24 protein-coding genes are annotated in these 25944 nt (G+C 74.4%); 15 read left to right on the forward strand and 9 right to left on the reverse strand.

Features of this window, described 5'->3' with window-relative positions; translation table 11 throughout:
• The first annotated feature begins 22 nt into the window (after positions 1–22).
• A complete protein-coding gene (locus tag EAH89_RS23955; RefSeq protein WP_140886234.1) occupies positions 23–1309 on the forward strand; it encodes an NCS2 family permease in 1287 nt (428 codons plus the stop codon).
• A 34-nt stretch (positions 1310–1343) separates the two neighbouring features.
• Here the strand turns inward: EAH89_RS23955 and EAH89_RS23960 are convergent, their stop codons facing one another.
• Together EAH89_RS23960 and EAH89_RS23965 are read right to left on the reverse strand one after the other, a co-directional pair.
• Positions 1344–1976, reverse strand: a complete 633-nt coding sequence (locus EAH89_RS23960; RefSeq protein ID WP_456306532.1) for a 2-dehydro-3-deoxy-6-phosphogalactonate aldolase — start codon at positions 1974–1976, stop codon at positions 1344–1346.
• Positions 1973–2929, reverse strand: a complete 957-nt coding sequence (locus EAH89_RS23965; RefSeq protein WP_277753888.1) for a 2-dehydro-3-deoxygalactonokinase — start codon at positions 2927–2929, stop codon at positions 1973–1975. Before EAH89_RS23965 ends, EAH89_RS23960 begins: the two co-directional genes overlap by 4 nt.
• Positions 2930–3042: 113 nt before the next feature.
• Between EAH89_RS23965 and rutC the strand changes: the two genes are divergently transcribed.
• Genes rutC through EAH89_RS23980 form a run of 3 tightly spaced genes read left to right on the forward strand, consistent with a single transcriptional unit; the run spans position 3043 to position 4864 of the window.
• Entirely contained in the window at positions 3043–3429 is a 387-nt protein-coding gene (rutC, locus tag EAH89_RS23970; RefSeq protein WP_140886236.1) for a pyrimidine utilization protein C, read from the forward strand.
• The gene (gene rutD, locus EAH89_RS23975; RefSeq protein ID WP_140886237.1) at positions 3426–4199 is read left to right on the forward strand and encodes a pyrimidine utilization protein D; all 774 of its coding nucleotides are present in this window, start codon (positions 3426–3428) and stop codon (positions 4197–4199) included. The genes rutC and rutD overlap by 4 nt, the downstream gene beginning before the upstream one ends.
• Positions 4196–4864, forward strand: coding sequence for an SDR family NAD(P)-dependent oxidoreductase (locus EAH89_RS23980; protein ID WP_140886238.1), 669 nt, complete (start codon positions 4196–4198; stop codon positions 4862–4864). Before rutD ends, EAH89_RS23980 begins: the two co-directional genes overlap by 4 nt.
• A 7-nt stretch (positions 4865–4871) precedes the next feature.
• Here the strand turns inward: EAH89_RS23980 and EAH89_RS23985 are convergent, their stop codons facing one another.
• On the reverse strand, positions 4872–5201 hold the full coding sequence (locus tag EAH89_RS23985; protein WP_140886239.1) for a DUF962 domain-containing protein: 330 nt from the start codon (positions 5199–5201) through the stop codon (positions 4872–4874).
• Positions 5202–5307: 106 nt separating this feature from the next.
• Here EAH89_RS23985 and EAH89_RS23990 point away from each other — a divergent pair, with 106 nt between their 5' ends.
• Positions 5308–6900, forward strand: coding sequence for an MFS transporter (locus EAH89_RS23990; protein ID WP_140886240.1), 1593 nt, complete (start codon positions 5308–5310; stop codon positions 6898–6900).
• Between the two features lie 36 nt (positions 6901–6936).
• Here EAH89_RS23990 and EAH89_RS23995 read toward each other — a convergent pair whose 3' ends face one another.
• On the reverse strand, positions 6937–8229 hold the full coding sequence (locus EAH89_RS23995) for a cystathionine gamma-synthase family protein (protein ID WP_140886241.1): 1293 nt from the start codon (positions 8227–8229) through the stop codon (positions 6937–6939).
• 189 nt (positions 8230–8418) lie between these two features.
• A complete protein-coding gene (locus tag EAH89_RS24000) occupies positions 8419–9240 on the reverse strand; it encodes a fumarylacetoacetate hydrolase family protein (protein WP_338325545.1) in 822 nt (273 codons plus the stop codon).
• Positions 9241–9472: 232 nt separating this feature from the next.
• Here EAH89_RS24000 and dps point away from each other — a divergent pair, with 232 nt between their 5' ends.
• From dps to EAH89_RS24020, 4 genes are all read left to right on the forward strand, one after another.
• Positions 9473–9982, forward strand: coding sequence for a DNA starvation/stationary phase protection protein Dps (gene dps / locus EAH89_RS24005; RefSeq protein WP_140886242.1), 510 nt, complete (start codon positions 9473–9475; stop codon positions 9980–9982).
• Positions 9983–10107: 125 nt separating this feature from the next.
• Entirely contained in the window at positions 10108–12078 is a 1971-nt protein-coding gene (gene parE, locus EAH89_RS24010; protein WP_140886243.1) for a DNA topoisomerase IV subunit B, read from the forward strand.
• 85 nt (positions 12079–12163) lie between these two features.
• Entirely contained in the window at positions 12164–13834 is a 1671-nt protein-coding gene (locus EAH89_RS24015; protein WP_140886244.1) for an FAD-dependent oxidoreductase, read from the forward strand.
• Positions 13835–13859: 25 nt separating this feature from the next.
• Entirely contained in the window at positions 13860–14846 is a 987-nt protein-coding gene (locus tag EAH89_RS24020) for a Bug family tripartite tricarboxylate transporter substrate binding protein (protein WP_206667659.1), read from the forward strand.
• A 36-nt stretch (positions 14847–14882) separates the two neighbouring features.
• Here the strand turns inward: EAH89_RS24020 and EAH89_RS24025 are convergent, their stop codons facing one another.
• Positions 14883–16010, reverse strand: coding sequence for a DNA topoisomerase IB (locus EAH89_RS24025; RefSeq protein ID WP_140886246.1), 1128 nt, complete (start codon positions 16008–16010; stop codon positions 14883–14885).
• 125 nt (positions 16011–16135) lie between these two features.
• Here EAH89_RS24025 and EAH89_RS31490 point away from each other — a divergent pair, with 125 nt between their 5' ends.
• Both EAH89_RS31490 and EAH89_RS24030 read left to right on the forward strand, forming a co-directional pair.
• Entirely contained in the window at positions 16136–16630 is a 495-nt protein-coding gene (locus EAH89_RS31490) for a hypothetical protein (RefSeq protein WP_161993731.1), read from the forward strand.
• A 19-nt stretch (positions 16631–16649) separates the two neighbouring features.
• Entirely contained in the window at positions 16650–17837 is a 1188-nt protein-coding gene (locus EAH89_RS24030) for a cupin domain-containing protein (protein WP_161993732.1), read from the forward strand.
• Here the strand turns inward: EAH89_RS24030 and EAH89_RS24035 are convergent.
• Both EAH89_RS24035 and EAH89_RS24040 read right to left on the reverse strand, forming a co-directional pair.
• The gene (locus tag EAH89_RS24035) at positions 17834–18211 is read right to left on the reverse strand and encodes a hypothetical protein (protein WP_140886248.1); all 378 of its coding nucleotides are present in this window, start codon (positions 18209–18211) and stop codon (positions 17834–17836) included. The two genes, EAH89_RS24030 and EAH89_RS24035, sit on opposite strands and share 4 nt — an antisense overlap.
• Positions 18208–18948, reverse strand: a complete 741-nt coding sequence (locus EAH89_RS24040; protein ID WP_338325546.1) for an alpha/beta fold hydrolase — start codon at positions 18946–18948, stop codon at positions 18208–18210. Before EAH89_RS24040 ends, EAH89_RS24035 begins: the two co-directional genes overlap by 4 nt.
• 572 nt (positions 18949–19520) lie before the next feature.
• Here EAH89_RS24040 and EAH89_RS24045 point away from each other — a divergent pair.
• The 4 genes from EAH89_RS24045 (at position 19521) to EAH89_RS24060 (ending at position 25174) form a co-directional block, all read left to right on the forward strand.
• Positions 19521–21431 (forward strand): DEAD/DEAH box helicase, encoded by a 1911-nt coding sequence (locus EAH89_RS24045; protein WP_408906320.1) that lies wholly within the window; start codon positions 19521–19523, stop codon positions 21429–21431.
• Between the two features lie 137 nt (positions 21432–21568).
• Positions 21569–22774, forward strand: a complete 1206-nt coding sequence (locus tag EAH89_RS24050; protein WP_170182849.1) for an acyl-CoA dehydrogenase — start codon at positions 21569–21571, stop codon at positions 22772–22774.
• Between the two features lie 70 nt (positions 22775–22844).
• Positions 22845–24122: a class I SAM-dependent RNA methyltransferase gene (locus EAH89_RS24055; RefSeq protein WP_194152364.1), complete on the forward strand. Its 1278-nt coding sequence runs from the start codon at positions 22845–22847 to the stop codon at positions 24120–24122.
• Between the two features lie 50 nt (positions 24123–24172).
• The gene (locus EAH89_RS24060; RefSeq protein ID WP_140886249.1) at positions 24173–25174 is read left to right on the forward strand and encodes an MBL fold metallo-hydrolase; all 1002 of its coding nucleotides are present in this window, start codon (positions 24173–24175) and stop codon (positions 25172–25174) included.
• A gap of 73 nt (positions 25175–25247) precedes the next feature.
• On the opposite strand, the gene EAH89_RS24065 is transcribed toward EAH89_RS24060, so the two are convergent.
• The coding region (locus EAH89_RS24065) for a chemotaxis protein CheB (protein ID WP_277753887.1) at positions 25248–25944 on the reverse strand (697 nt) is incomplete at its 5' end.

Here is a 25944-nt window from a genome sequence, read left to right on the forward strand (position 1 = left end):
CAGCCAGACCGGAGTTCCCCGAGTGGACCGCTTCTTCGAACTCGCCGCCCGCGGCACCACGCCCCGCCGGGAGGTGATCGCCGGCCTGACGACCTTCCTCACCATGGCCTACATCATCGTCGTCAACCCGCAAATCATGGCGACGACGGGCATCGACGCGGGGGCCGCCTTCGTTGCCACCTGCCTCGCCGCCGCGATCGGCTGCGCGCTGATGGCCTTCCTCGCGAACCTTCCCATCGCCCTCGCGCCGGGCATGGGGCTGAACGCCTACTTCGCCTTCGCGGTCGTCGCCGGCATGGGCATCCCCTGGCAGGTCGCGCTCGGCGCGGTGTTCCTCTCGGGCATCCTCTTCTTCCTCGTCTCGATCGCCGGCTTCCGGGAATGGCTCATCAACGGCATCCCGATGTCGCTGAAGCTCGGCATCGCCGCCGGCATCGGCTTCTTCCTCGGGCTGATCGGCCTCAAGAACCTCGGCCTCGTCGTCGGCAACCCGGCGACCCTCGTGGCGCTCGGCCCCGTCACCACCGGGCCGGTGCTGCTCGGCAGCGCGGGCTTCGTGCTCATCGCGGGGCTCGTCGCGCGGCGCGTGCCCGGCGCCATCCTCATCGGCATCGTCGCGACCGCGCTGGCCGGCATCCCCTTCGGCCTCACCACCCTCAACGGCGTCGTCTCCGCGCCGCCCTCCCTCGCGCCCACCTTCCTGCAGATGGACCTCCTCGGCGCGCTCAGCCTCGGCGCCGCGCAGGTGGTCGCCACCTTCTTCATGGTGGACCTGCTGGACAACGCGGGCACGCTCATCGCCACCACCCACCGCGCCGGCCTCATGCGCCCGGACGGCTCCGTGCCGCGCCTCGGCCGCGCGCTGATGGCTGACAGCGGCGGCGCCATGATCGGCGCCGTGCTCGGCACCTCGACCACCGTGAGCTACATCGAGAGCGCGGCCGGCATCCAGGCGGGCGGGCGCACGGGGCTGACGGCGCTCACCGTCGGCGTGCTCTTCCTCCTCGCCCTCTTCCTCGCGCCGCTCGCGACCGCCATCCCGGCCTTCGCGACCTCGCCGGCCCTCATCTTCGTGGCCTGCCTCATGGCGCATTCCCTGAAGGACCTCGCCTGGGACGACCCGACCGAGTACCTGCCGGCCATCCTCGGCGCGATGGCCATGCCCTTCACTTTCTCCATCGCGACGGGCATCGGCCTCGGCTTCATCGCCTACGCCGCCATCAAGGCCGTCGCCGGGCGGGCGGGCGACGTGCACGGCGCGGTCTGGCTGATCGCCGGGCTCTCGGCGCTGAAGTTCGCCTACGGCTGAGCCGGCGCGCCGCGTCCCCGCCGGGGGCGCGGCCCTACTCCGCCCCGCGCAGCGCCCGCCAGGCCGCGACGAAGCGGCGGGCCTGCACCCCCACCTCCTCCGCCGTCGCGCCGGGCTTGTAGAGGGCGGAGCCGAGGCCGAAGCCCGCCGCGCCGGCCGCGACGAACTCCGCCATCCCCTGCGGCACGATCCCGCCCACCGGCAGGAAGCGCGTGCCCCTGGGGAAGACGCTCAGCATCGCCTTCAGCACGCGCGGGTTCAGCAGCTCCGCGGGAAAGAGCTTCAGCGCGTCCGCCCCGCTCGCGAGCGCCGCGAAGCCCTCGGTCGCGGTCGAGACGCCGGGCACGCAGAGCAGCCCGGCCGCCTTCGCCGCGCGGATCACCGCGGGGTCGGCGTGCGGCATGACGACGATGCGCCCGCCGGCGGCCGCGACCTCCGCGACCCGCTCGGGCGCGGTCACGGTGCCGGCGCCGACCAGGACCTCCTCGCCGAACTCCCCGGCCAGCGCCCGGATGCTCTCGAGCGGGCGGGGCGAGTTCAGCGGCACCTCGATGATCGAGAAGCCGGCCTCGACCAGCGTGCGCCCGATCGGCAGCACCTCCTCCGGCGTCACGCCCCGCAGGATGGCGACCAGCGGCAGCCGGTCCATGTAGGATTGCAGGATCAAGGAAGGGTCTCCGCTCCAGCGGCCGGGCCGCGCGTCAGCCCCGCCCGTTCGGCAATGCGCCACAGGCCCGCCGCGGCGGTGTCGCCGGGCATCCCGGCCCCCGCCACGCCGAAGATCGCCAGCGCCGTCTCGTAGCGCGCGCAGAGGGCGGCGTCCCCGATCAGCGCGATCGAGCCGGCGTGCCCGGCCAGGCCGCCGCGCAGCTCGTCGCCGATCAGCAGGCCCGAGAGGTAGTCGAGGCTCGCCTCGGGCGGCAGCCCGCCCGTCAGCACGAGCGCGCGCGCCGAGAAGAGCAGCGGCGAGAGCGAGGCGCCCTCCGCGCGCAGCGCCGCGACGCCGCGGGCGAAGGCCTCGCGCGCCACGTCGTCCGGCGGCGGCGGGTCCTCCTCGCGCACGAAGCGGCCGAGGATGGAGTGGCGGCGCAGCACCGCGAAGAGCTCGCCGGTCATGTAGGTGTCGAAGCGCCGGATGCGGCCCTCCGCGACCTCCACCCACTTGGAATGCGTGCCGGGCAGGACGAGCAACCCGCCGCCGCCCTCCGGCAGCGCGCCGGCGATCTGCGTCTCCTCGCCGCGCATGACGTTCGGCGCGTCGCCCCGCTGCACGACGCCCGGCACGATGTGGAGCCCCGCGCCCGGCACGGGCACCAGCCCGCGCGCCAGCTCGTCGAGCCCCGCCGGCACGGGCGCGTAGGGCGCCTCGACCCAGCCCTGCGCGCTGCCGATCATCCCCGCCGCGATCGCCGGCAGGCCCGGCCAGCGCGCCCGCCAGTCGCCCGCGGCCTTCGCGAAGGCGCCGGCGAAGTCGCCGCCCTCCACCTGCATGATGCCGAGCGGCAGGCGGCGGGTGTCCAGCACCGCCCCCCCGTCCCCCAGCAGGTAGGAGCGCAGGGACGAGGTGCCCCAGTCGAGCGCGATCAGGCGCGGCGCGTCGTCGGTCAGGGCGGCCTCCAGGTGATGCGGCGCGGGACCTCGGCCCGGCTGGTAAGGTTAGGGCGCGCCGCCCTAGGCTGGAAGGCCCGGGCCCCGCCGATGGGGTCCCGGAACGACCCGCGCAGGAGCCCCGCATGCCCATGAAGGCCATCATCCCCGCCGGCTCCGGCAAGCCGATCGCGCCCTATTCCCCCGGCGCCATGGCGGACGGCGTGCTCTACGTCTCCGGCACCCTGCCCTTCGACCGCGACAACAACGTCGTCCATCCCGGCGACGCCGGCGCCCAGGCGCGGCACGTGCTGGAGCTCATCAAGTCCGTCGTCGAGGCCGCCGGCGGCACCATGGCCGACGTCACGATGAACCACATCTTCGTCACGGACTGGGCGAACTACGCGGCCGTGAACGCCGTCTACGCGGAGTACTTCCCGGGCGACAAGCCCGCCCGCTACTGCGTCCAGTGCGGCCTGGTGAAGCCCGAGGCGCTCGTCGAGATCGCGACCGTCGCGCATATCGGCCGATGAACTACGAGGTCACGGGCAAGCCCGGCGCGGAGGCGGTCGTCCTCTCCGCCGGCCTCGGCGGCGTCGCCGCCTTCTGGGCGCCGCAGCGCGCGGCGCTGGAGGAGCATTTCCGCGTCGTCGCCTTCGACCAGCGCGGCACCGGCCGCAACGCCGCCGACCTGCCGGAGGGCTACGCCATCGCCGACATGGCCGACGACGTGGCCGAGGTGCTGGACCGCGCCGGGATCGCGCGCGCCCACCTCGTCGGCCACGCCCTCGGCGGCCTCGTCGGGCTCGAGCTCGCCCGGCGCCACCCGGCGCGCCTCGGCCGCCTCGTCCTCGTGAACGCCTGGGCGAGGGTGGAGCCGCATTCCGAACGCTGCTTCGACATCCGCCTCGGCATCCTCGCGTCGCAGGGTCCCGCCGCCTATGTCGCGGCCCAGCCCCTCTTCCTGCACACCGCGCCCTACATGGCCTCGAACGCCGCCCGCCTCGACGCCGAGATCGCCCACGGCACCGCGCATTTCCAGGGGGAGCGAAATCTCCGCCTCCGCATCGCCGCGCTCCGCGCCTTCGACGCGCGCCCGGACCTCGCGCGCATCGCGGCGCCCACCCTCGTCACGGCGTCGCGCGACGACCTCCTCGTGCCCTGGACGGCCTCGGAGGCGCTGGCCGCGGGCCTGCCGGACGCCCGGCTGTGGATCGCCGAGACCGGCGGCCACGCCTTCACCGTCGAGCAACCCGAGGCCTTCAACCGGGCCGTCCTCGACTTCCTGGGAGCCCCCGCATGAGGACCATCCTGATCGCCGGCGCCTCCCGCGGCCTCGGGCGCGCGCTGGCGGAGGAATACCTGGCCCGCGGCTGGCACGTCGTCGCAACGGTCCGCGACCCGGCCGCGCTGCGCGACGCGCCGCCGGGTGCGCTGGAGGTGCACACGCTGGACACGACCGACTGGGCCGGGGTCGACGCCCTCGCCCGCCGCCTGGAGGGCCGCCGCCTGGACCTGCTCTTCGTCAACGCCGGCATCGCCGACGACAAGCGCCCCATCGGCGCGGTGGAGCCCGAGGTCTTCACCCGCCTCATGCTGACCAACGCCCTCGCGCCGCTGCGCCTGGTCGAGCGGCTCGTGCCGCTCGTGCCGCGGGAGGGCACCGTCGCGGTCATGTCCTCCGGCCTCGGCAGCGTCGCCGGCAACGGCTCCGGCGGCTGGGAGGCCTACCGGATGAGCAAGGCGGCGCTGAACACCGGCCTGAAGAGCCTCGCCATCCGCCGCGCCGCCGAGGGCCGCACCTACATCGCGGCCGCCCCCGGTTGGGTCCGCACCGACATGGGCGGCGAGGGCGCGGCGCTCTCGGTCGCGCAGAGCATCCCCCGCGTGGCGGAGATGCTGGAGGTCCGCCAGGGCACCGGCGGCGTCGCCTTCGTCAACTACGACGGGCAGGAGCTGCCCTGGTAGGCGCCCCTCAGCCCACCCCGGCGCGCCGAAGCTCCGCCGCCAGCCGCCCCGTGAGGAACAGCCAGGCCATCCGCAGGTCCGAGCCGAGCGACCAGAGCGGGTGGGTGAAGGTCGCGGGCCGGTTGCGCTCGACCAGCATGTGGCTCCCCCAGGCGAAGAGGTAGCCGCTCACCACCCCCGCCAGCACCAGCCAGCCCCGCCCCGAGAGCAGGCCGCCGAGGAGGAGCGCGACCCCGACCGCCGTGCCCGCGACGTGCACGGCGCGCGTCACCGGGCTCGCGTGCTCGCGCAGGTAGTGGGGCCAGAACTCGGCATAGCTCGAGAAGCGCTCGCTCATCGTCCTCTCCTCCCGGCGGCGCCCAACCCGGCGGGGCGCCCCTCTTGCGACGCGCGGGATTGACGGGCACGGGGTAAGGAGCAGCCTCCGGTCCCTCCCGTCCCCCATGCAAGCCCCCGCCGCCTTCCTTCCCTTCCGCCATCCTGCCTTCCGCACCCTCTGGCTCGCCACCCTGGTGAGCAACATCGGCGGCTGGATCCAGAGCACCGGGGCGGGGTGGCTGATGACCTCGCTCTCGCCCTCGCCGGTCATGGTGAGCCTCGTGCAGGTCGCCTCCCTCCTGCCGGTCTTCCTCTTCGCCCTGCCGGCGGGGGCGCTGGCGGACATCATGGACCGCAAGCGCTTCCTGCTGGGCACGCAGCTCTGGATCTTCGCCACCGCCCTCGTCCTCTGCGGCCTGACGGCGGCGGGGCTGCTCGGCCCCTGGGGCCTGCTCGCGCTCACCTTCTGCATCGGGATCGGGGCGGCCGCGAACTTCCCGGCCTTCGCCGCCACCACGCCCGAGCTCGTCCCGCGGGGCGACCTCGTGCAGGCGATCGTGCTCAACGCCATGGGCTTCAACCTCGCCCGCGCCATCGGCCCCGCGGTCGGCGGCGTGGTGCTGGGCTGGGCGGGGGCGCAGGTCGCCTTCGGCCTCAACGCCGCCTGCTTCCTCGTCCTCATCACCGCCCTCTTCCTCTGGAAGCGCGTGCCGGAGGTCGAGACGACGCCGAAGGAGCGGCTGCTGCCGGCCATCCAGAGCGGCGTGCGCTACGTCCTGGCCAGCCCCGTCATGCGCGGCGTCATCATCCGCTCCACCCTCGCCTTCTTCGCGGGCTCGGCCGTCTGGGGCCTGCTGCCGCTCATCGTGCGCTTCCGCCTCGGCCTCGGCCCGGCCGCCTTCGGGCTCATGCTCGGCGCCATGGGGGTGGGGGCGGTGGCCTGCAGCTTCTTCCTGCCGGCGCTGCGCAACCGCCTGTCGCGCTCGGACACGGTCGTCGCCTGCACCTGCGGGGTCGGCATCGCCATCATCCTGCTCGGCCTCTCCCGCCACTGGGCGCCGGCGGGCTTCTCCATGCTGCTCTACGGCGCGGCCTGGCTGGGGATGACCTCCACTCTCTCGGCCTCCTCGCAGCTCGCGGCGCGGCCCTGGGTCAGGGCGCGGGCCATCGGGCTGTTCCAGGTCTGCACCTTCGGGGCGCTGGCGCTCGGCTCGACGCTCGCCGGCATCGGCGGCGAGTTCATCGGCATCCCCGCCACCCTCCTCGCCTTCGGCGCCGCGAGCATCGCCCTCGCGCTCCTCACCCGCCACCTGCCGCTGGAGGCCGCCCCCGTCGCGCCCCCCGCCGCCCACCTGACCGAGCCCCTGCCGGAGGCGCCCGACCCCGACCTCCTCCCGGCGCTCCGGGGGGACGAGGGGCGGGTGCTGGAATCCGTCCGCTACGCCGTGCCCACCGCCTCGCGGAGCGCCTTCCTCGCGGCCATGGCGGAGGTGCGCGGCGTGCGGCTCCGCGCCGGTGCCATCGTCTGGCGCCTCTACGAGGACGTGGCCCATCCCGAGCGCTACGTGGAGCTCTGGGCCGTCGGCTCCTGGACGGACCACCTGCGCGAGCAGGCGCGGCTGAGCGAGGCCGACCACGCCATCCTCGCCGCCGCCGTCGCCTTCCAGATCGAGGGCACCCAGCCCGAGGCGGAGCGCTTCGTGCAGCTTCCGGTCTGAGGGACCGCGCGCAGGCTGACGGGGACGGCGGCCGCCTCAGGCCATCGCCAGCGCCTGGGCGAGGTCCGCCACCAGGTCGTCCGGGTGCTCGACTCCGATGGAGAGGCGGATGGTGGATTCCAGGACGCCCATGCGCTCCCGCACGGCGGCGGGCACGCCCGAATGGGTCATGCTCGCCGGCAGGCTCGCCAGGGATTCCGTGCCGCCCAGGCTGACCGCCAGCTTGAAGATCTGCAGCGCGTTGAGGAACCGGAACGCCGCCTCCTGGCCGCCCGCGATGTCGAAGGAGAAGGTCGAGCCCGCACCGGTCGACTGCGCCGCCGAAACCCGCGCGGCGGCCGAGCCCGGTGGGTTGAAGGGAAGGTAGTGCACCTTCGTGACCTTCGCGTGCTCGCGCAGGAATTCGGCCACGACGTGCGCGTTCCGGTCGGCGCGCTCCATGCGCAGGCTGAGCGTCTCGAGCGAGCGCCCGAGCATCCAGCAGGAATGCGCGTCGAGCTGCGTGCCGATCGCCCCGCGCAGCACCCGGATGGGCTTCATCACCGCGCGCGAGCCCATGGCGGCGCCGGCGATGAGGTCGGAATGGCCGCCCACGTACTTCGTCAGGCTGTAGAGCGAGACGTCCGCCCCGTGCTGGAGCGGGCGCTGGAACACCGGCCCGAGCATGGTGTTGTCGCAGGCGATCACCGGGACATGGCCCTGCCGCTCGCCGATGAGCGCGGCGACCCGTCGCATCACGGCCAGGTCCACCACGTTGTTGGTCGGGTTGGCAGGCGTCTCCACCAGGATCATCGAGACGCGGCCCTTGCGCAGGGCCCCTTCCGCCGCCGCCCGCACCACCGCCTCGTCCAGCCCGTCCTCGAAGCCCGCCGCGCCGATGCCGAAGGGAAGGAGGGTCTTGGTCAGCAGCGTTTCCGTGCCGCCGTAGAGCGGCTGCGAGTGGAGCACCACGTCGCCCGGGCGCATGTAGGCCAGCAGCATGGTCGAGATGGCCGACATGCCCGACGAGAACAGGGCGCAGTTCTCCGCCCCCTCGAACACCGCGAGCCGGTCCTCCACGATCTCGCTGTTGGGGTGGTTGAAGCGCGAGTAGACCAGCCCCGCGCTCTCGCCGGGCGGCAGCTCCTTCCGGCCCGACACCACGTCGAAGAAGTCGCGCCCGTCCTCGGCGGTGCGGAACACGAAGGTCGAGGTCAGGAAGACCGGCGGCTTCACCGCCCCCTCGGACAGGGCGGGGTCGTAGCCGTAGTTCATCATCTGCGTCTCGGGATGGAGCAGATGGTTGCCGATATGGGTTCTCTTGGAGTGCTTGGGCGTCGGCGTGGTCATGGCTTCCCCTTCCCCTGTTCAACGGCCGGCGCTCCAGCCTCCGGGATCGCCCTCCGTTGCGGTACCGCGCGGGAAGGTTCGAAGGCTCGGCATCGCCCGCACCCTGTCCCGGGCGGTCGCGCGAGCCCCGGCGGCCCCGCCCGGCGCCGGCGGCGAGGGCGTCGAGCCGTCCCCGCCGCGCCCTCTGGCTCACGCCAGCGGCGGCGTGACCCGCACCGAGAGGTCCGGCAGCCCCTGGATCTTGCAGAGCATGACGTCCCCGGCCACCACCGGCCCCACGTTCTCGGGCGTGCCGGAGTAGATGATGTCGCCCGCCTTCAGCTCGAAGGCCTCGGACAGCTTCGAGATCTGCTCGGCCACGCTCCAGATCATGTTCTTGAGGTCGGAGCTCTGCTTCACCGTCCCGTTCACCGCGAGCGAGATGGCGCCGTCCTTGAAGTGCCCGACGCGCTCGACCGGGTGGATCGGCCCGATGGGGGCGGAGCGGTCGAAGCTCTTGCCGATCTCCCAGGGCTTCTTCTCGTCGCCGAGCGCCCGCTGCAGGTCGCGCCGCGTCATATCGAGGCCCACCGCGTAGCCGTAGACATGGTCCAGCGCCCGGTCGATCGGGATGTTCCGCCCGCCCGACTTCAGCGCCGCCACCAGCTCCACCTCGTAGTGGTAGTTCCGCGTCAGCGGCGGGTAGGGATGGTCCCCGACCGTCCCCGGCGCGACGAACTGGATCGCGTCGGTCGGCTTCTGGAAGAAGAAGGGCGGCTCGCGGTTGGGGTCGGACCCCATCTCGCGCGCGTGGGCGGCGTAGTTGCGGCCGATGCAGTAGATGCGCCGCACCGGGAAGCGCATCTCGCTGCCGGCGACGGGAATGGTGGTCGGCGGCACCTCGAAGAGGGTGCGCGGCCCGCTCGCCACCTGCGCCGCGGCCTCGCCCGGCGCCGCCACCAGGGCGGCCCCCATCCCGGCGGCGCCCAGGGGAAGCGCGGCGCCCAGCACCGCCCGACGGTTCGTCGTCATGATCGTTCCTCCTCTTCGTTCCCAGCCCGGGCCCTGCCCCGGCCGCTCCCGGCCAAGCCTAGCACGCGCCCGCCGGCGGGCCAGCGCGCGCCCCGCCCGCCCGGGGCCATGCGGCCCGCTCAGCCCAGCAGCGCGGCGGAAACCTTCACCCCCCCGCCGGCATTCGCCTTCCCGAGCGCGGGACGCGTCCCAGATCGATCCCGCCCCGGTCAAACCAACCCAGGAGCCCGCCATGGCCAAGACCCAGTCCGACAAGCCCCGCCTCGAGACCCGGAACGACACGCCCGGCAACGCCAAGGCCGTCAGCATCGCCACCCTGAACGCCGTGCTGGCCGACACGATCGACGCCACCAACGCGACCCGCCAGGCCCACTGGAACGTCAAGGGCAGCCACTTCTACGGCCTGCACAAGATGTTCGAGGAGTTCTACGGCCTCCTCTCGGAGCAGTCGGACGAGCTGGCCGAGCGCGCCGTACAGCTCGGCGGCATCCCGGACGGCACCACCCAGGGGGTCGGCGCCCGCACGCGGATCTCGGCCTACGACGCGAACCTTCTCGACGGCCTCGACCACTGCCAGGCGCTGGCCGAGCGCTACGCCCAGCTCGCCAAGAACCTGCGCGAGGGCATCGACACCACCGACGAGGCCGGCGACGCCGACACCTCCGACCTGCTCACCCAGGTCTCCCGCGTCGTCGACAAGTCCCTCTGGATGATCGAGGCCCACCTGCAGGGCAAGAACTAGCGCAGGAACGGAGCCCGTCGCGGCCCTGAGGTAACACCCCCGCCGCCGCGGCCCGCAAGGGTTACGGCGGCGGTTGCATATGGCCCCCCGCATGGCTATTTTGGGCCAGGGGACCAGAACAAGTCATGAACGATCTCTTCGGCGGACGCCCCAAGGGCCTCGCCCCGCAATCCTACTCCGCGGCCGACATCGAGGTGCTGGAGGGGCTCGAGCCCGTTCGCCGCCGCCCCGGCATGTATATCGGCGGCACGGACGAGAACGCGCTCCACCACCTCGCCTCCGAGGTGATCGACAACGCCATGGACGAGGCGGTGGCCGGCCACGCCGACCGCATCGAGGTCACGCTTGAGCCCGACAACTGGCTGACGGTGCGCGACAACGGCCGCGGCATCCCGGTCGACCCCCACCCGAAGTTCCCCAAGCTCTCGGCGCTGGAGGTAATCCTCACCACCCTCCACTCCGGCGGCAAGTTCTCGGGCAAGGCCTACGACACCTCGGGCGGCCTGCACGGCGTCGGCTCCTCGGTCGTCAACGCCCTCTCCGAGCGCATGGACGTCGAGGTCGCGCGCGACCGGACCCTCTTCACCCAGAGCTACTCGCGCGGGAAACCGCTGGGCAAGCTGAAGAACGCGGGCCCCGTCCACAACCGCCGCGGCACCACCATCCGCTTCCGGCCGGACCCCGACATCTTCGGCAAGCAGCTGTTCCTCGCCCAGCGGCTCTACCGCTTCTGCCGGTCCAAGGCCTATCTCTACAAGGGCGTGGAGATCCGCTGGTCCTGCGACCCGCGCCTCATCAAGGACGAGACCCCCGCCCAGGCCACGCTGCACTTCCCGGGAGGGCTGACCGACTACCTGGCGGCGGCGATCGACGGAAAGCCCGCCGTCATCCCCACCCCCTGGGCGGGCGAGACGACCTTCCCGGGCGGCGCCGGCCGCGCGGAGTGGGCGGCCACCTGGCTCGAGCAGGGCGAGGGCTTCCTCTCGACCTACGCCAACACCATCCCGACCCCCCAGGGCGGCACCCACGAGGCCGGCTTCCGCGCGGCGCTGGTGAAGGGCCTGCGCGCCTATGGCGAACTCCGCAAGGAGAAGCGCGCGGCGACGGTGACGGCCGAGGACCTCTTCGGCGGCCTCGCCGGCATGGTCTCCGTCTTCGTGCGGGAACCCCAGTTCCAGGGCCAGACGAAGGACAAGCTCACCTCCCCCGAGGCCGCGCGCCTCGTCGAGGCGGGGCTGCGCGACCACTTCGACCACTGGCTGACCGGCGACACCCGCAACGCCGACAACCTCCTCTCCTGGGCGATCGAGCGCGCCGAGGAGCGCATCCGCCGCAAGGAGCAGAAGGACACCCCGCGCAAGACCGCGACGCGCCGGCTCCGCCTGCCCGGCAAGCTCGCCGACTGCTCCTCCGAGAACGCCGAGACGACCGAGCTCTTCCTCGTGGAGGGCGACAGCGCCGGCGGCTCCGCCAAGCAGGCGCGCGACCGCGTGACTCAGGCCGTGCTGCCGCTCCGCGGCAAGATCCTGAACGTGGCGTCGGCCAGCACCGAGAAGCTCCGCGGCAACCAGGAGCTGCGCGACCTCGTGGAGGCGCTCGGCTGCGGCATCGGCGACCGCTTCGACCTCGCCCGCCTCCGCTATGGCCGCATCATCGTCATGACGGACGCCGACGTGGACGGCGCGCACATCGCGGCCCTGCTGATGACCTTCTTCTACAAGGAGCTTCCGGCCCTGGTGCGGGAGGGCAAGGTCTTCCTCGCCCAGCCCCCGCTCTACCGCCTGCAGCACGGCGCGAAGTCGATCTACGCCCGCGACGACGCCGACCGCGAGCGCATCCTCAAGCGCGAGTTCAAGGCGAACCAGAAGGTCGAGGTCAGCCGCTTCAAGGGCCTCGGCGAGATGCCGCCGGCGTCGCTGAAGGAGACGACCATGGACCCGAAGAAGCGCACGCTCCTCCGCGTCGTCCTCCCCCCGGAGGCGCGGGCGGAAACCGCCGAGCTGATCGAGGCCCTGATGGGCCGCAAGCCGGAGCTCCGCTTCCGCTTCATCCAGGACAACGCCTCCAAGCTCGACGAGGCCGAGGTGGACGTCTGACCCGCCGCCCCTGAAGGCCCCCTTGCCCGCCCCCGGACCCGCGTCCATCCTCCCTCGAGAGGAACGGGCAAGAGGGTCGGGAACGATGCCGCAGGAAATGCGCGCGGAGGTGCTCGTGGTCGGCAGCGGGCCGGTGGGCATGACGCTGGCCATGGACCTCGCCTCCCGCGGGGTGGACGTCGTCGTCGCCGAGCGCCGCGCGCCCGGCGAGCCGCCCAACGTGAAGTGCAACCACGTCTCGGCCCGCTCCATGGAGGTGTTCCGCCGCCTCGGCGTCGCAACCGCCGTCCGGGACGCGGGCCTGCCGGCCGACTTCCCGAACGACTGCGCCTACCGCACCACCGCGACCGGCCTCGAGCTCTCCCGCATCCCCATCCCCTGCCGCCGCGACCGCTACACCGCGACCGGCGGCCCCGACACCTGGTGGCCCACCCCGGAGCCGCCGCACCGCATCAACCAGACCTTCCTCGAGCCCGTCCTCTTCGCCCACATGGCGGCCACCCCCGGCATCCGCGTGCTGAACCGGGTCGTCGTCGAGGAGTTCGCCGAGGACGCGGAGGGCGTCCGCGCCACCCTCGCCGGAGCCGAGGACGGGGATTGCTTCACCGTCCATTGCCGCTACATCGTCGGCTGCGACGGCGGCCGCTCCACCGTGCGCCGCGGCATGGGCGCGAAGCTCGAGGGCACGCCGGTCGTCCAGCGCGTCCAGTCCACCTTCATCCGCGCGCCCGACCTTATCGAGAGGATCGGCGAGCCCGCCTGGATGCTCCTCTCCCTCAACCCCCGCCGCTGCGGCACCGTCGTCGCCATCGACGGGCGGGAGGAGTGGCTCGTCCACAACCACCTGCACGAGCACGAGACGGAGTTCGACACCGTCGACCGGGACTGGGCCATCCGCACCATCCTCGGCGTCGGCCCGGACTTCCGGTACGAGGTGATCAGCCAGGAGGACTGGGTCGGCCGCCGCCTCGTCGCCGACCGCTTCCGGCAGGGCCGCGCCTTCCTCTGCGGCGACGCGGCCCATCTCTGGATCCCCTACGCCGGCTACGGGATGAACGCCGGCATCGCCGACGCCGTGAACCTCGCCTGGCAGCTCGCCGCCGTCCTGCGCGGCTGGGCCGGCGAGGCCATGCTCGACGCCTACGAGGCGGAGCGGCGCCCGATCACCGAGCAGGTCTCCCGCTTCGCCATGGGCCACGCCCTCGCCATGATGAGGCAGCGGGGCGGCGTCCCCGCCAACATCGAGGACCCCGGCCCCGAGGGTGACGCGGCCCGCGCACGCCTCGGGCAGGAGGCCTACGACCTCAACGTGCAGCAGTACTGCTGCGGCGGCCTCAACTTCGGCTACTTCTACCCGCAATCCCCGGTCATCGCGCATGACGGGGCGGAGCCGCCGCCCTACACCATGGCCGACTTCACCCCCTCCACCGTGCCGGGCTGCCGCACGCCGCATCTCTGGCTCGCGGACGGCCGCTCGCTGCTCGACGCCATGGGGCCGGGCTACACCCTCCTCCGCCTCGACCCCGCGCTCGACGCAAGTGGGCTGGAGGCGGCCGCGGCGCGGGCGGGCATGCCGCTGCGGGTGCTCGACCTCGACCCGGCGGCGGCCCGGGCGGCCGGCTACGACCACGCCCTCGTCCTCTCGCGCCCGGACTGGCACGTCGCCTGGCGCGGGAACGCCCCGCCCGCCGACCCGTCCGCGCTGGTCGACCGCCTGCGCGGCGCCGCCCCCGCCGCGCGCCGCCTGGCGGCCTGAGCCACCGGCGAAGAGGGAGCCCATGATGGACACGCCACGCCCCTGGCCGCGTCGCGCCGCCCTCGGCGCCCTCGGCGCCGCCCTCGCGGCCCCCCGCGCGCGGGCCCAGGGCGCCTTCCCCAGCCGCCCGATCCGCCTCGTCGTCACCTTCCCGCCGGGCGGGAGCAGCGACGTCATCGGCCGCATCCTCGCGCCCCGCGTGGAGGCCCGGCTCGGCCAGCCGCTGGTCATCGACAACCGCCCCGGCGCCGGCGGCAACATCGGCATGGACGCTGTGGCCAAGGCGGCGCCGGACGGGCACACGCTCGGCGTCGGCGCGGCGGGGGCGCTGGCGGTGAACCCCAGCCTCTACCCCTCCATGCCCTACGACGTCGCGCGCGACCTCGCGCCCGTCACCCTCCTTGCGGGCATCCCCTTCGTCCTCGTCGCCAGCCCGCGCCTCGGCCTCCGGACCCTGCCCGACCTCCTCGCCGCCGCCCGCGCCCGCCCCGGCGCGCTGACGGTCGCGCACGGCGGCAACGGCACGGCCATGCACCTCTCGACCGAGCTGCTGAACCAGATGGCGGGGCTGCGCACGGAGGGCGTGCCCTTCCGCGGCAGCGCGCCGGCGCTGACCGCGGCGGTGGCGGGGCAGACCGACCTCGCGATGGTCGACCTCACCTCCGTCAGCGGCCTCGCGGGCACCGATCAGGTCGCCCTTCTCGGCGTCACCACCGCGCGGCGCATCGCCGGCCTACCCGAGGTGCCGAGCTTCGCCGAGGCGGGCGTGCCCGGCTACGAATCGATCGGCTGGTTCGGCCTCGTCGCCCCCGCCCGCACGCCGCCCGCGGCCGTCGCGGCCCTCAACGCCGCCTTCACCGCGGCGCTCCGCGAGCCCGAGACCGTCTCGCGGCTCGAGGCCATCGGCATCCTCGCCCAGCCCGGCACGACCGAGGAGTTCGCCGCCTTCATCCGCGACGAGACGGCGAAATGGGCGGGCGTGATCCGCGCCGCCGGCACGAAGGTGGAATAGCGCGCCGCCGGCGTGACGGTGGAGCAGCGCGCCGCCTCAGGCCTTCGCGCGCTTCCCGCCGGCCCGCTTCTCCTTCTTCAGCCCCGCCAAGAAGGCCAGCACCGCCGCCTCCTCCGGCCGCAGCGCCTCGAGGTCGTCCCGCAGCTCCTCCTCTGCCCGCTCGGCCATCTCGAGCACGAGCTTGCCCTCCATGTAGCCGTCGAGCAGGTCGGGGTGGACGTAGCACTTGCGGCAGACGGTCGGCGTGTTCCCGAGCCGGGACGAGACCCGCTCGATCGCCGCCCGGATGTTGCGCTTGGCCGCCGCCTGGCTGTCGAAGGCCTCGAACTCGCGCAGCGCCAGCGCGGCCATCACCGTCCCGGCCCAGGTGCGGAAGTCCTTCGCGGTGATCTCGCGCCCCGAGACCTCCCGGAGGTAGTCGTTCACGTCGCCCGAGGTCACGTCGTGCAGCGTGCCGTCCTCCGCGGGATAGGCGAAGAGCTCCTGCCCCGGCAGGTCCTGGCACTCCCGCACCACGCGCGCGACGCGCCGGTCCTGCAGGCCGAGCTTCCAGGTCTTGCCGCTCTTGCCCTTGAAGGCGAAACGCATCGTCTCGCCCTTCACGGAGACGTGCCGATTGCGCAACGTGGTCAGCCCGAAGGAGCCGTTCTCCTTCGCGTAGTCGTCGTTGCCCACGCGGATAAGCGTCGTCTCGAGCAGGCGCACGACCGTCGCCAGCACCTTCTCCCGCGCCAGGTCGCGGCGCCGGAGGTCGGCCGCGACGCGCGCGCGGATGGCGGGCAGCGCTGCCGCGAACTCCGCCATGTGCTCGTACTTCGTCGCGTCACGCGTCTCGCGCCAGCGGGGATGGTAGCGGTACTGCTTGCGCCCGCGCGCGTCGCGACCCGTCGCCTGGATGTGCCCGTTGGCCTGCGGGCAGATCCAGACCTCCGCGTAGGCCGGCGGGATCGCGAGCGAGCGGATGCGCTCGAGCGTCGCCTCGTCGCGCACCGGCTTGCCCGCGGGGTCGCGGTAGGCGAAGCCATCGCCCTCGGGGTGGCGGGTGATGCCGGGCCGGGTGTCGTTCACGTAGCGCAGCCCGGCGGCCCGCGCGGCCTCCCGCGGCTCGACGATGGTCCCGGCCGCGGTGTCGTCGCGGTCGTCGGCAAGGCTGGCGCTGGTCATGGGCTCGGCTGTTTCCTCGGCCAGAATAAAGCCGCGGACCACCCCCCGGTTTCCGCCAAGGGGCCGCCGGTTTAACCGATTCGTATCGAAACCGGCGAATGCTGCGGGGAAACAAGGATCGATCCATGCCGCCGGACAACGCGCCCGAGACCCCCCCCAAGGATGGCCGCCTCGGCCGCCGCCTGCTCGTGCTTCGCCTCGCCGGCATCGGCACGGCCAGCGCGGCCCTGCCGGGCTGCCTCGCCGCCCCGCCCGGCTACCCCGCCGGCCCGGTCCTGGCCGCGACGGACGCAGACCCCTCGGACGGGGTCGGCCACGGCGGGCACCGCCGCGTCTACGCCCCGGGCCGCTCGGCCACCGACGCCGATCCCTCGGACGGCGTCGGCCAGGGCGGGTACCGCCGCCCCTACGCCACGGGGCGTGCGGGCACCGACGCCGATCCCTCCGACGGCGTCGGCCACGGCCGCTTCGGCCCCTCCCCCTCCTACCGCGGCCCCACGGACAACGACCCCTCGGACGGCCCGGGCCGCGGCCGCGGCACCTACCGCACGCCGTCCCGCCGCGCCGTCAGCGACAACGACCCGTCGGACGGCGTCGGTCGCGGCCGCGGCTGGCGCTGACCCTCCCGGGGCCCGCCCGATGCCGCCGACCCTGACCGAGTGGGCCTTCCGCCTGGCCTTCGCGCCCCTCGAGGTCGAGGACGCGCTGGCCCTCCGGGAGGGCACCGCCTGGCGCCACTTCCCCGCGGAGGCCCCGGACCGCTACCGCGACCTCTGCAGCGTCGCCGCGCTCGACGCCTATCTCGCGGCCGGCGCCCGCACGCCGCCCGTGACCATGGCCGACAGCGCCCGCAACGGCAGCGCCTCCGTCCCCGCGGAGGAGTTCGCGCGGGACGATGGCCGCATCGACCCCCACCGCCTTTTCCGCCGCTTCGACGCGGGGGCGACGCTCGTGGTCTCGCAGTTCCACGAGGCCCACCCGCCGCTCGCCCGCTTCTGCCGCGGGCTGGAGAAGTTCTTCCTCCACGCGGTGCAGGCGAACGTCTACCTCACCCCCGCCGGCGCGCAGGGCTTCAAGACGCATTTCGACACGCACGACGTCCTCGTCCTGCAGGTGAGCGGCGAGAAGCGCTGGCGCCTCCTCGCCGGCCAGCCCCTCCCGCTGCCCACGCGCCGCACCCCCTGGGACAGCGGCCTCTACGCCGCCGCCGGCGCGGCGGAGGAGGTCACGCTCCGCCCCGGCGACGCGCTCTACGTTCCCCGCGGCACCCTGCACGACGCCGCGGCGCAGCCGGCGGGCGAGCCCTCGCTGCACGTCACGATCGGCCTGCTGGAACCCTGCTGGGCCGACCTCCTGCACGACGCCGTCGACCTCCTGGAAGCCGAGCACCCCGCGCTGCGCCGCAGCCTCCGCAGCTGGCGCATCGGCGAGGCGGAGGGGCCGCTCGCCGACGCCGCCGCCGCCCTCGCGCCGCTCGCCGAGCCGGCGCTGATGGAGCGCGTCCTGCTCCGCTTCCTCGACCGCCTCTCCGCCGACCGGCCGGCCCTGTCCGGCCGCGGCCTCGTCGCCCCCTCGCCCGGGCCTGACGACCCTCTGCGCACGGCCGAGACCGTGCTCCACCACGTCGCCGCCGGGCCGGAGGGCGGCGCGGCGCTGCGCTGGGGCGGAGGCGCGATCCCCCTCTCGCCGGACGAGCTGGAATGGACGCAGCGGCTGGCCGAGGGCGCGACGCCCGCCTCGCTCAGCGAGGGCGCGCTGGCCTTCTGCCGGCGGCTGCACGCGGCCGGCCTGCTCGTCGCGCCGGCGGCCGCCCCGTCGCCGGCCTAGTTGCCGACGCGCCCCCAGGCGCGCTGGCCGTTCCGCGCTGGGCAGGCGCAGGCGTCGCCCGCCGCGAGCGGCCGGTCCAGCGGGCAGACATAGGCCCCCGCGTAGCAGGCCTGCCCCGCCGGGCGCGGCGCGGCATAGGCCGGGTAGGGCGGCGGATAGGGCGGGTAGGGCGCGGGATAGGCCGGGAAGGGCGGCGCGTAGTAGGCCGGCGGCGGGTAGGGATAGGGGTAGGCCGGGTAGACCGGGACGCCCACCCCGAAGCCCAGGAAGACGCCGCCCCGCGCCTCCGCCGGGCCGGCGGGGAGAAGCGCCGACGCCGCCAGCGCCGACGCCGCCAGCGCCGACGCGAGGAGGATGCGGCCGACCGTGCTCATCCCGTGGAGATAGGGCGCGCCCCGCGGCGCTTGAAGGGCCGCCTCAGCCGAGCCAGTCGCGCAGCAGCGCCGTGACGGCCCTCCGGCGTTTCCATGCTCGGCAGGTGCCCGCAGCCCGGCACGAGGTGGAGCGCGGCGCCCGGGATCCCCGCCGCGATCTCCCGCGCGAGCTCCGGCGGGGTGAGCACGTCCTCCTCTCCCGCCACGACGAGCGTCGGCACGGCGATCCCGGCGAGGTCGCCCCGCGAATCCGGCCGCCCGAGAATGGCCTCCTGCTGGCGCAGGAAGGCGTCCCGCCCCACCCGCTCCGCCATCGCCATCACCTCCGCCGCCAGCGGCCCGTTGAGGTTCGCGGGGTGGAGCAGGCGCGGCAGCAGCCGGGGCGTGACCCCGCGGAAGGCGCCGCGCCGCGTCAGCGCCATCAGCCCGCGCCGCTGCCGCGCCGCCTCCGGCGTGTCGGGGCGGGCGGAGGTGTCGAACAGCGCCAGCCGCTCCACCCGCGCCCCCGCCTGGCGCATCACCTCGAGGGCGACGTAGCCGCCCATCGACAGCCCCGCGAGCGCGAAGCGCCCGGGCATCGCCGCCACCGCCCGCGCCGCCATGGCGGCGAGGCTCGAATCGAGGGTGAGGTCGGCGACCACCGGCGCGGCCCGGTCGGCGAGGCCCTCCACCTGGTCGCGCCAGAGCCGGTCGTCGCAGAGCAGCCCCGGCAGGAGGAGAAGTGGCGTGCGGTCCATGACCCGTGCTAGTCACCCCTCCGGGGCCGCGCAACCGCCGCCTGCCGGCCGCGCGCCGCCCCCTCTCTCCTTGCATCCCGGCCGTTGCGGGCGCATATCGCGCGCGAGCGGCTGCGTGCCGTGCGTCCGCGCTGCGGGCGCGGCACGCCGGACCACCGGCTGGGCGCATCCGGCACGCCGCCCGCGCCCGACCCGAGGGCCCCCGGCCCGACATCGCGGCCAGGGCCCATCCGCCCGACTTTCGCCCCACCCGCCGCACCGGCCGATGGGGGCACAGGAACCCACGCTTGACCAACCCCGCGACCGACCACGACCAGACCCCCGCCGGCAACGCCTCCCCGCAGGACCGCGCGCCCGAGACGCAGCCCGAGGGCGGGGCCACCGGCTCGATCCAGGGCGCCGCCGACGGCGACCCGGTGGGCGAGGGCAGCGCCGCCGGCTTCGCCGCGGAGCCCGCCGCCTTCTCTTCGGCCGACCCCGTCGAGGCCCTCCCGGCCGCGCCCGAGGCGGCCACCGCCGAGGCGCCGGAGGGCACGCCCGACCCCGCCGCGGTCGACATCCGCGCGATGGAGATGGGCGAGGCCGCCGAGGCCGGCCGCGACGAGCCGGAGGCGTCCGACGAGGACGAGGAGGAGGACGACTCCGCCGAAGACGACGAGGACGAGGCGCCGGAGGACGACGAGGAGGACGGCACCCGCCCCGTCACCTTCGCCGATCTCGGCCTCTCCGACCCCATCCTCCAGGCCGTGGCCGAGGCCGGCTACGTCCACCCGACCCCGATCCAGGAGCAGGCGATCCCCGTCGTGCTCATGGGCCGCGACGTCCTCGGCTGCGCGCAGACCGGCACCGGCAAGACCGCCGGCTTCACCCTGCCGATGCTCGACATCCTCGCGGGCTCCCGCGCCAAGGCTCGCATGCCGCGGAGCCTCATCCTGGAGCCGACGCGCGAGCTGGCGCTGCAGGTCGCCGAGAACTTCGTGAAGTACGGCAAGCACCTCACGCTCACCCACGCGCTGCTCATCGGCGGCGAGAGCATGGACGAGCAGAAGGCGGTGCTCGAGAAGGGCGTGGACGTCCTCATCGCGACGCCGGGCCGCCTGCTCGACCTCTTCGACCGCGGCCGCATCCTGCTCGCGGACTGCAAGGTCCTCGTCATCGACGAGGCCGACCGCATGCTCGACATGGGCTTCATCCCGGACGTCGAGCGCATCGTCTCCATGCTGCCGAAGCTGCGCCAGACGCTGTTCTTCTCGGCGACCATGGCGCCCGAGATCCGCCGCCTGGCCGACGCCTTCCTGCAGAACCCGCGCGAGATCACCGTCTCCGCCCCGGCCTCGGTCGCGACCACCATCACGGCCGGCCTCGTCTGGGTGCAGGAGCGCGACAAGCGCGAGGCGCTGCGCCGCCTCATCAAGAGCCAGCAGGTGCAGAACGCGCTCATCTTCTGCAACCGCAAGGTCGACGTCGACATCCTCTACAAGAGCCTCAAGCGCCACGGCTTCAACGTCGGCGCGCTGCACGGCGACCTCGCGCAGTCCATGCGCTTCGCGACGCTCGAGCGCTTCAAGAACAACGAGCTCCAGCTCCTCGTCTGCTCGGACGTCGCGGCGCGCGGCATCGACATCGGCGGCCTGTCGCACGTCTTCAACTTCGACGTGCCCTTCCACGCCGAGGACTACGTCCACCGCATCGGCCGCACGGGCCGCGCCGGGCGCGAGGGCCACGCCTACACCCTCGCCACCGCCGACGAGGCGAAGGCGGTGGCGGCGGTGGAGACCCTGACGGGCCGTCCCATCCCGCCGATGACGATCGACGGCCTCGACCCCGTCTCCGCCGAGGAGATCCAGGAGGGGCTGAAGTCCTCCCGCGGCCGCGGACGCGGCGGCGCGCGCGGGGCCCGCGACGCCGGTCGCGGCGAGCGCGGCCGCGCCGAGCCGCGGCGCGAACGCGGCGGCGAGGCCGGGCGCGACCGCCCGCGCCGCGACGCCGCCCCCCGCCCTGCGCGCGAGGAGGCCGCGCGGCCGGCCCGCGAGGAGGAGCGCGCCCCCCGTGAGGCCGCCGCCCGCGAGGAGCGCGCGCCGCGCGAGGACCGCGCCCCCCGTGACGCCCGCGGCCCGCGCGAGGACCGCGGCCGCGGCCGCGAGGACCGTTCGCGCGACGACCGGCCACGCGACGACCGGCCCCGCGATGACCGGCCCCGCGATGACCGGCCCCGCGACGACCGGGAAGGCCGCCGCGAGGGCCGCTCCGGCGACCGCGTGCTCGACGAGGTGAACCGCGACGCCGGCCGCGAGTGGTCGCAGGAGGAGCGCGCCCGCGAGGAGCGCCCCCGCCGCGACGACCGCCCGCGCCGCGAGGCCTACCGCCACCGCCCCGACGACCTCGGCCCGCCCGTGGTCGGCTTCGGCGACGCGACCCCCGCCTTCATGCTCATCCCCGTGCCGCGCCCCCGCCGGCACGCCGACGAGGCCGAGGCGGCCTGACGATCCCGTGGGGAGGGGCACGCGCCCCTCCCCCGGCATGGCGCATCCCTGGCCCCTTGGGGCAGGATGAGCCGGGCAAGGATCGCTTACGCGAACGGCTAGAGAGGAACGCAGAGATGAACGTCGTCACCCAGGTCATGCCGGAGGCCCCGCAGGTCCGCGTCCAGAGCAAGATGGGCAGCTTCGTGTGGGACGACGCCCTCCTGCTGGAGGAGCAGCTCACCGAGGACGAGCGGATGATCCGCGACGCCGCGCGCGAGTTCTGCCAGTCCAAGCTCATGCCGCGCATCCTCATGGGCAACCGGCAGGAGCACTTCGACCGCGAGATCATGAACGAGTTCGGGGAGATGGGCTTCCTCGGCGCGACGCTGGACAGCCACGGCTGCGCGGGCGTCGGCTACGTCTCTTACGGCCTCATCTCGCGCGAGGTCGAGCGCGTGGACAGCGGCTACCGCTCCGCCTTCTCCGTGCAGTCCTCGCTCGTCATGTTCCCGATCCACGCCTTCGGCTCCGAGGAGCAGAAGGACAAGTTCCTGCCCAAGCTGCGCACCGGCGAGTGGGTCGGCTGCTTCGGGCTGACCGAGCCCGACGCCGGCTCCGACCCGAGCTCCATGCGCACCCGCGCGAAGAAGGTGGACGGCGGCTACCTTGTCTCCGGCTCGAAGACCTGGATCACCAACTCCCCCATCGCCGACGTCTTCGTGGTCTGGGCGAAGGATGACGAGGGACTGCTGCGCGGCTTCATCCTCGAGAAGGGCATGAAGGGACTCACGGCGCCGAAGATCGAGGGCAAGATGTCCCTCCGCGCCTCCACCACCGGCATGATCATGATGGACGAGGTCTTCGTGCCTGAGGAGAACCGCCTGCCGCACGTGAAGTCCCTCAACGGCCCCTTCTCCTGCCTCAACCGCGCCCGCTACGGCATCGCCTGGGGCGCGCTCGGCGCCGCCGAGTTCTGCTGGCACGCGGCCCGCGAGTACACGCTGAACCGCAAGATGTTCGGCAAGCCCCTCGCCCAGACGCAGCTTATCCAGAAGAAGCTCGCGGACATGCAGACCGAGATCACGCTCGGCCTGCAGGGCGTGCTGCGCCTCGGCCGCCTCTTCGACGAGCACAAGGCGGCGCCGGAGATGATCTCCCTCATGAAGCGCAACAACTGCGGCAAGGCGCTCGACATCGCCCGCGTGTCCCGCGACATGCACGGCGGCAACGGCATCGTCGACGAGTACCACGTCATCCGCCACGTCATGAACCTCGAGACGGTGAACACCTACGAGGGCACCCACGACGTGCACGCCCTCATCCTCGGCCGCGCCCAGACCGGCCTCAACGCCTTCGGCTGATCCCGCGAGGGACACGACCGGAAGGGGCGGCTCCTCGCGGGGCCGCCCCTTCTCTTTTCAGGGACACCCCATGCGCCTGACCATCGAGGCCATCGGCGCCGCCGGCGACGGCATCGCGCACGACGCGGCGCGCCGCCCCGTCTTCGTGCCCTTCACCCTGCCCGGCGAGGTGGTCGAGGCCGAGCCCGGCCCCGCCCGCGGCGAGGGCCGGGCCGCGACACTGTCAGCCGTCGAGACCCCCTCGCCCGACCGCGTCGTGCCGCCCTGCGCCCATTTCGGCACCTGCGGCGCCTGCGTCGTGCAGCACTGGGCGGACGCGCCCGTGGCCGCCTGGAAGGCCGCCCGCGTCGCCGAGGCCCTCGCCCGCGGCGGCTTCCCGGGCGTCGCGGTCGCGCCCGCCGCCGCCAGCCCGCCGAACAGCCGCCGCCGCGCCGACCTCGCCATCCGCCGCGGGGCGGAGGGCATCACCATCGGCTTCCACGCCCGCGGCGCGGCCGATCCCTTCGACATGCGGGAATGCCACGTCGTCGACCCCCGCATCCTCGCCCTCGTCGCGCCGCTCCGCGCGCTGATGACCCGCGTCGCCGCCCTCCACCGAGCGGGCTCGGCCATGGTGAACCTCCTCGACAGCGGCCCCGACCTCTGGCTCCGCACCGACGGCCCCCTCGCCGTGAAGGACCGCGCCACCCTCGCCGCCTTCGCGGGGCAGGCCGGGATCTCCCGCATCGCCTGGTCGCGCGAGGGAACCCGCGACGCGCCCGAGATCGCCGCCCAGGACGGCCCCGCCGCCGCGCTCCTCGCGGGCAACCTCATCCCCGTCGCCCCCGGCGCCTTCCTGCAGGCGACGCGGGAGGGCGAGGCGGCGATCGTCGCGGCCGTGCTGGACGGCCTGCCGCGCCGGATGCCCGGCAAGCCCCGCCTCATCGAGCTGCACGCCGGCTACGGCACCCTCTCCCTGCCGCTCTCCGCCCGCGGCCGGGTGGACGCCTACGAGGGGCTGCCCGAGGCGGTCGCCGCCCTCAACGCCGCCGCCGGCCGCGCGGGCGCGCGCATCAAGGCCACGCGGCGCGACCTCGCCCGCCAGCCCCTCCTGCCGGCCGAGCTGAACGGCGCCGCCGCCCTCGTGCTCGACCCGCCTTTCGCGGGGGCGGCGGAGCAGGCGGCCATCCTCGCCCGCTCCGCCATCCCGCGCGTCGTCTACGTCTCCTGCAACCCCGCGGCCCTCGCGCGCGACCTCGCCGCCTTCGCCCGCTCCCCCGGCTGGCGCGTCGAGCGCGCGGTCGCGATCGACCAGTTCCTCTGGTCCGCCGGGGTCGAGGCGGTGGTCACCCTCGCGCGCGGCCCTTGACCGCGGACGCGCCATCCAAAACTGTTGCCAACCGACAAGGGAACGCACCGATGGATCGACGCACGCTGATCGCGACCGGGCTCGCCGCGCCCGCCCTCCTGGCCACGGCCCGCGACGCCGCGGCCCAGGCGGCGCCCGCCCCGGCCCCGGCCGCGCCCCCCGGCCTCGCCCCGGCCCAGGCGCCTGGCTTCTACCGCTTCCGCGTCGGGCAGTCGCTCGTCACCATGGTGCATGACGGGCAGGCCGTCCGGCCGGACCCGACCCAGGGCTTCGTGCGCAACGCCTCGCCCGAGGAGGTCGCGGCCTCCATGCGCGCCCAGGGCCTCGACCCCGCGCGGCTGGTGAACCCCTTCACCGTGACCGTCCTCCGCACCCCCCGCGGCACGGTCATGTTCGACACCGGCAACGGCCCGCAGACCGCGGCCGACAGCCGCGTCGGCCAGCTCGGCGCGAACCTGGCCGCGGCCGGCATCGACGCCGGCTCGATCGACATGGTCGTCTTCACCCACTTCCACGGCGACCACGTCGGCGGGCTGCTCGACGGCGCCGGCAACGCGGCCTTCCCGCGCGCCCGCATCCTCGTGCCCGAGCGCGAATGGGCCTTCTGGATGGACGAGGCCCAGGCGAGCCGCGCGCCCGAGGCCATGCGCCCCGCCTTCGCCAACGTCCGCCGCCGCTTCGCCCCCTACGACGGCAAGGTCGAGCGCGTGGCGGACGGCGCCGAGATCCTGCCCGGCCTGCGCGCCATGGCGACCCCCGGCCACACGCCCGGGCACACCTCCTACCACCTGTCCGACGGCAGCGATCAGGCGATGATCCTCGGCGACCTCACCTCGCGCCCCGAGTTCAACCTGACCAACCCCGGCTGGCACGTCATCTTCGACATGGACCCGAACGGGGCCGAGGCCACGCGCCGCCGCGTCTTCGACCGCGTCGCCGCGGACCGGATCCGCTGCGCCGCCTACCACTGGTCCTTCCCCGCCAACGGCACGGTCGTGAAGGACGGGAACGGCTACCGCCTGGCGCCGGCGGAGTGGTCGAGCGTCCTCTGAACGCCGCGCCGCCGCGGGGCGCCCGCGCGGTCTCCCGCGGCGGTCGCCCCGGCCTTGACCGGCCGCGGCGCCGTCAGGCCGGCACCGGCTGGTGCAGGGCGACGATCTCCTCCGTCAGCCGCTCCACCGGCATCTCCGCCTCCACCGCGCCCGCCTGCATCGCGGCCTTCGGCATCCCGTAGATGAGGCAGCTCGCCTCGCTCTGCCCGTAGGTGCGCGCGCCCGCGCGCCGCATCTCGAGCAGCCCGGCCGCCCCGTCCCGCCCCATGCCCGTGAGAATGAGGCCGACGGCGTTGGCCCTCGCCACCCGCGCCACCGAGCCGAACAGCACGTCGACCGAGGGCCGGTGCCCCGAGACGGGCGGCCCGTCGTGCAGGCGGCAGGCGTAGTGCGCCCCGGTGCGCGCCAGCTCCAGGTGGCGCGAGCCCGGCGCGATGTAGACGTGCCCCGGCAGGATCCGCCGCCCGTCCGTGGCCTCGATCACCGTCACCGCGCACTGCGCGTCGAGCCGGCGCGCGAAGGACGAGGTGAAGCCCGCCGGCATGTGCTGGGTGACAAGAATCGCGGGCGCGCTCGCCGGGAGGCGGGTCAGCATGCGCTGCAGCGTCTCCACCCCGCCGGTCGACGCGCCGATCGCGACGACCCGCCCCGCCGTCGAGAGCCGCGGGTCCACCGTCAGCAACGACGGCGCCGCCGGCTCCTCCCGCCGCGCCCGCGGCCGGGCCTGGGCCGCGAGCTTGACCTTGGCGACGAGCTCCGCGCCGAGCTCC

The organism is Muricoccus nepalensis (assembly GCF_006438825.1).
In the GTDB taxonomy this organism is placed as follows: domain Bacteria; phylum Pseudomonadota; class Alphaproteobacteria; order Acetobacterales; family Acetobacteraceae; genus Roseomonas; species Roseomonas nepalensis.

Coding starts and splice junctions, on each gene's coding strand:
- EAH89_RS24060 (WP_140886249.1), top strand. CDS start 24,173: ATGGATCGACGCACGCTGATCGCGACCGGGCTCGCCGCGCCCGCCCTC.
- EAH89_RS24030 (WP_161993732.1), top strand. CDS start 16,650: ATGCCGCCGACCCTGACCGAGTGGGCCTTCCGCCTGGCCTTCGCGCCC.
- rutC (WP_140886236.1), top strand. CDS start 3,043: ATGCCCATGAAGGCCATCATCCCCGCCGGCTCCGGCAAGCCGATCGCG.
- EAH89_RS24040 (WP_338325546.1), bottom strand. CDS start 18,948: ATGGACCGCACGCCACTTCTCCTCCTGCCGGGGCTGCTCTGCGACGAC.
- EAH89_RS24025 (WP_140886246.1), bottom strand. CDS start 16,010: ATGACCAGCGCCAGCCTTGCCGACGACCGCGACGACACCGCGGCCGGG.
- EAH89_RS23990 (WP_140886240.1), top strand. CDS start 5,308: ATGCAAGCCCCCGCCGCCTTCCTTCCCTTCCGCCATCCTGCCTTCCGC.
- parE (WP_140886243.1), top strand. CDS start 10,108: ATGAACGATCTCTTCGGCGGACGCCCCAAGGGCCTCGCCCCGCAATCC.
- EAH89_RS24035 (WP_140886248.1), bottom strand. CDS start 18,211: ATGAGCACGGTCGGCCGCATCCTCCTCGCGTCGGCGCTGGCGGCGTCG.
- EAH89_RS24020 (WP_206667659.1), top strand. CDS start 13,860: ATGGACACGCCACGCCCCTGGCCGCGTCGCGCCGCCCTCGGCGCCCTC.
- EAH89_RS23980 (WP_140886238.1), top strand. CDS start 4,196: ATGAGGACCATCCTGATCGCCGGCGCCTCCCGCGGCCTCGGGCGCGCG.
- EAH89_RS23985 (WP_140886239.1), bottom strand. CDS start 5,201: ATGAGCGAGCGCTTCTCGAGCTATGCCGAGTTCTGGCCCCACTACCTG.
- EAH89_RS24050 (WP_170182849.1), top strand. CDS start 21,569: ATGCCGGAGGCCCCGCAGGTCCGCGTCCAGAGCAAGATGGGCAGCTTC.
- EAH89_RS24055 (WP_194152364.1), top strand. CDS start 22,845: ATGCGCCTGACCATCGAGGCCATCGGCGCCGCCGGCGACGGCATCGCG.
- EAH89_RS31490 (WP_161993731.1), top strand. CDS start 16,136: ATGCCGCCGGACAACGCGCCCGAGACCCCCCCCAAGGATGGCCGCCTC.
- rutD (WP_140886237.1), top strand. CDS start 3,426: ATGAACTACGAGGTCACGGGCAAGCCCGGCGCGGAGGCGGTCGTCCTC.
- dps (WP_140886242.1), top strand. CDS start 9,473: ATGGCCAAGACCCAGTCCGACAAGCCCCGCCTCGAGACCCGGAACGAC.
- EAH89_RS24000 (WP_338325545.1), bottom strand. CDS start 9,240: ATGACGACGAACCGTCGGGCGGTGCTGGGCGCCGCGCTTCCCCTGGGC.
- EAH89_RS24045 (WP_408906320.1), top strand. CDS start 19,521: ATGGGCGAGGCCGCCGAGGCCGGCCGCGACGAGCCGGAGGCGTCCGAC.
- EAH89_RS24015 (WP_140886244.1), top strand. CDS start 12,164: ATGCCGCAGGAAATGCGCGCGGAGGTGCTCGTGGTCGGCAGCGGGCCG.
- EAH89_RS23995 (WP_140886241.1), bottom strand. CDS start 8,229: ATGACCACGCCGACGCCCAAGCACTCCAAGAGAACCCATATCGGCAAC.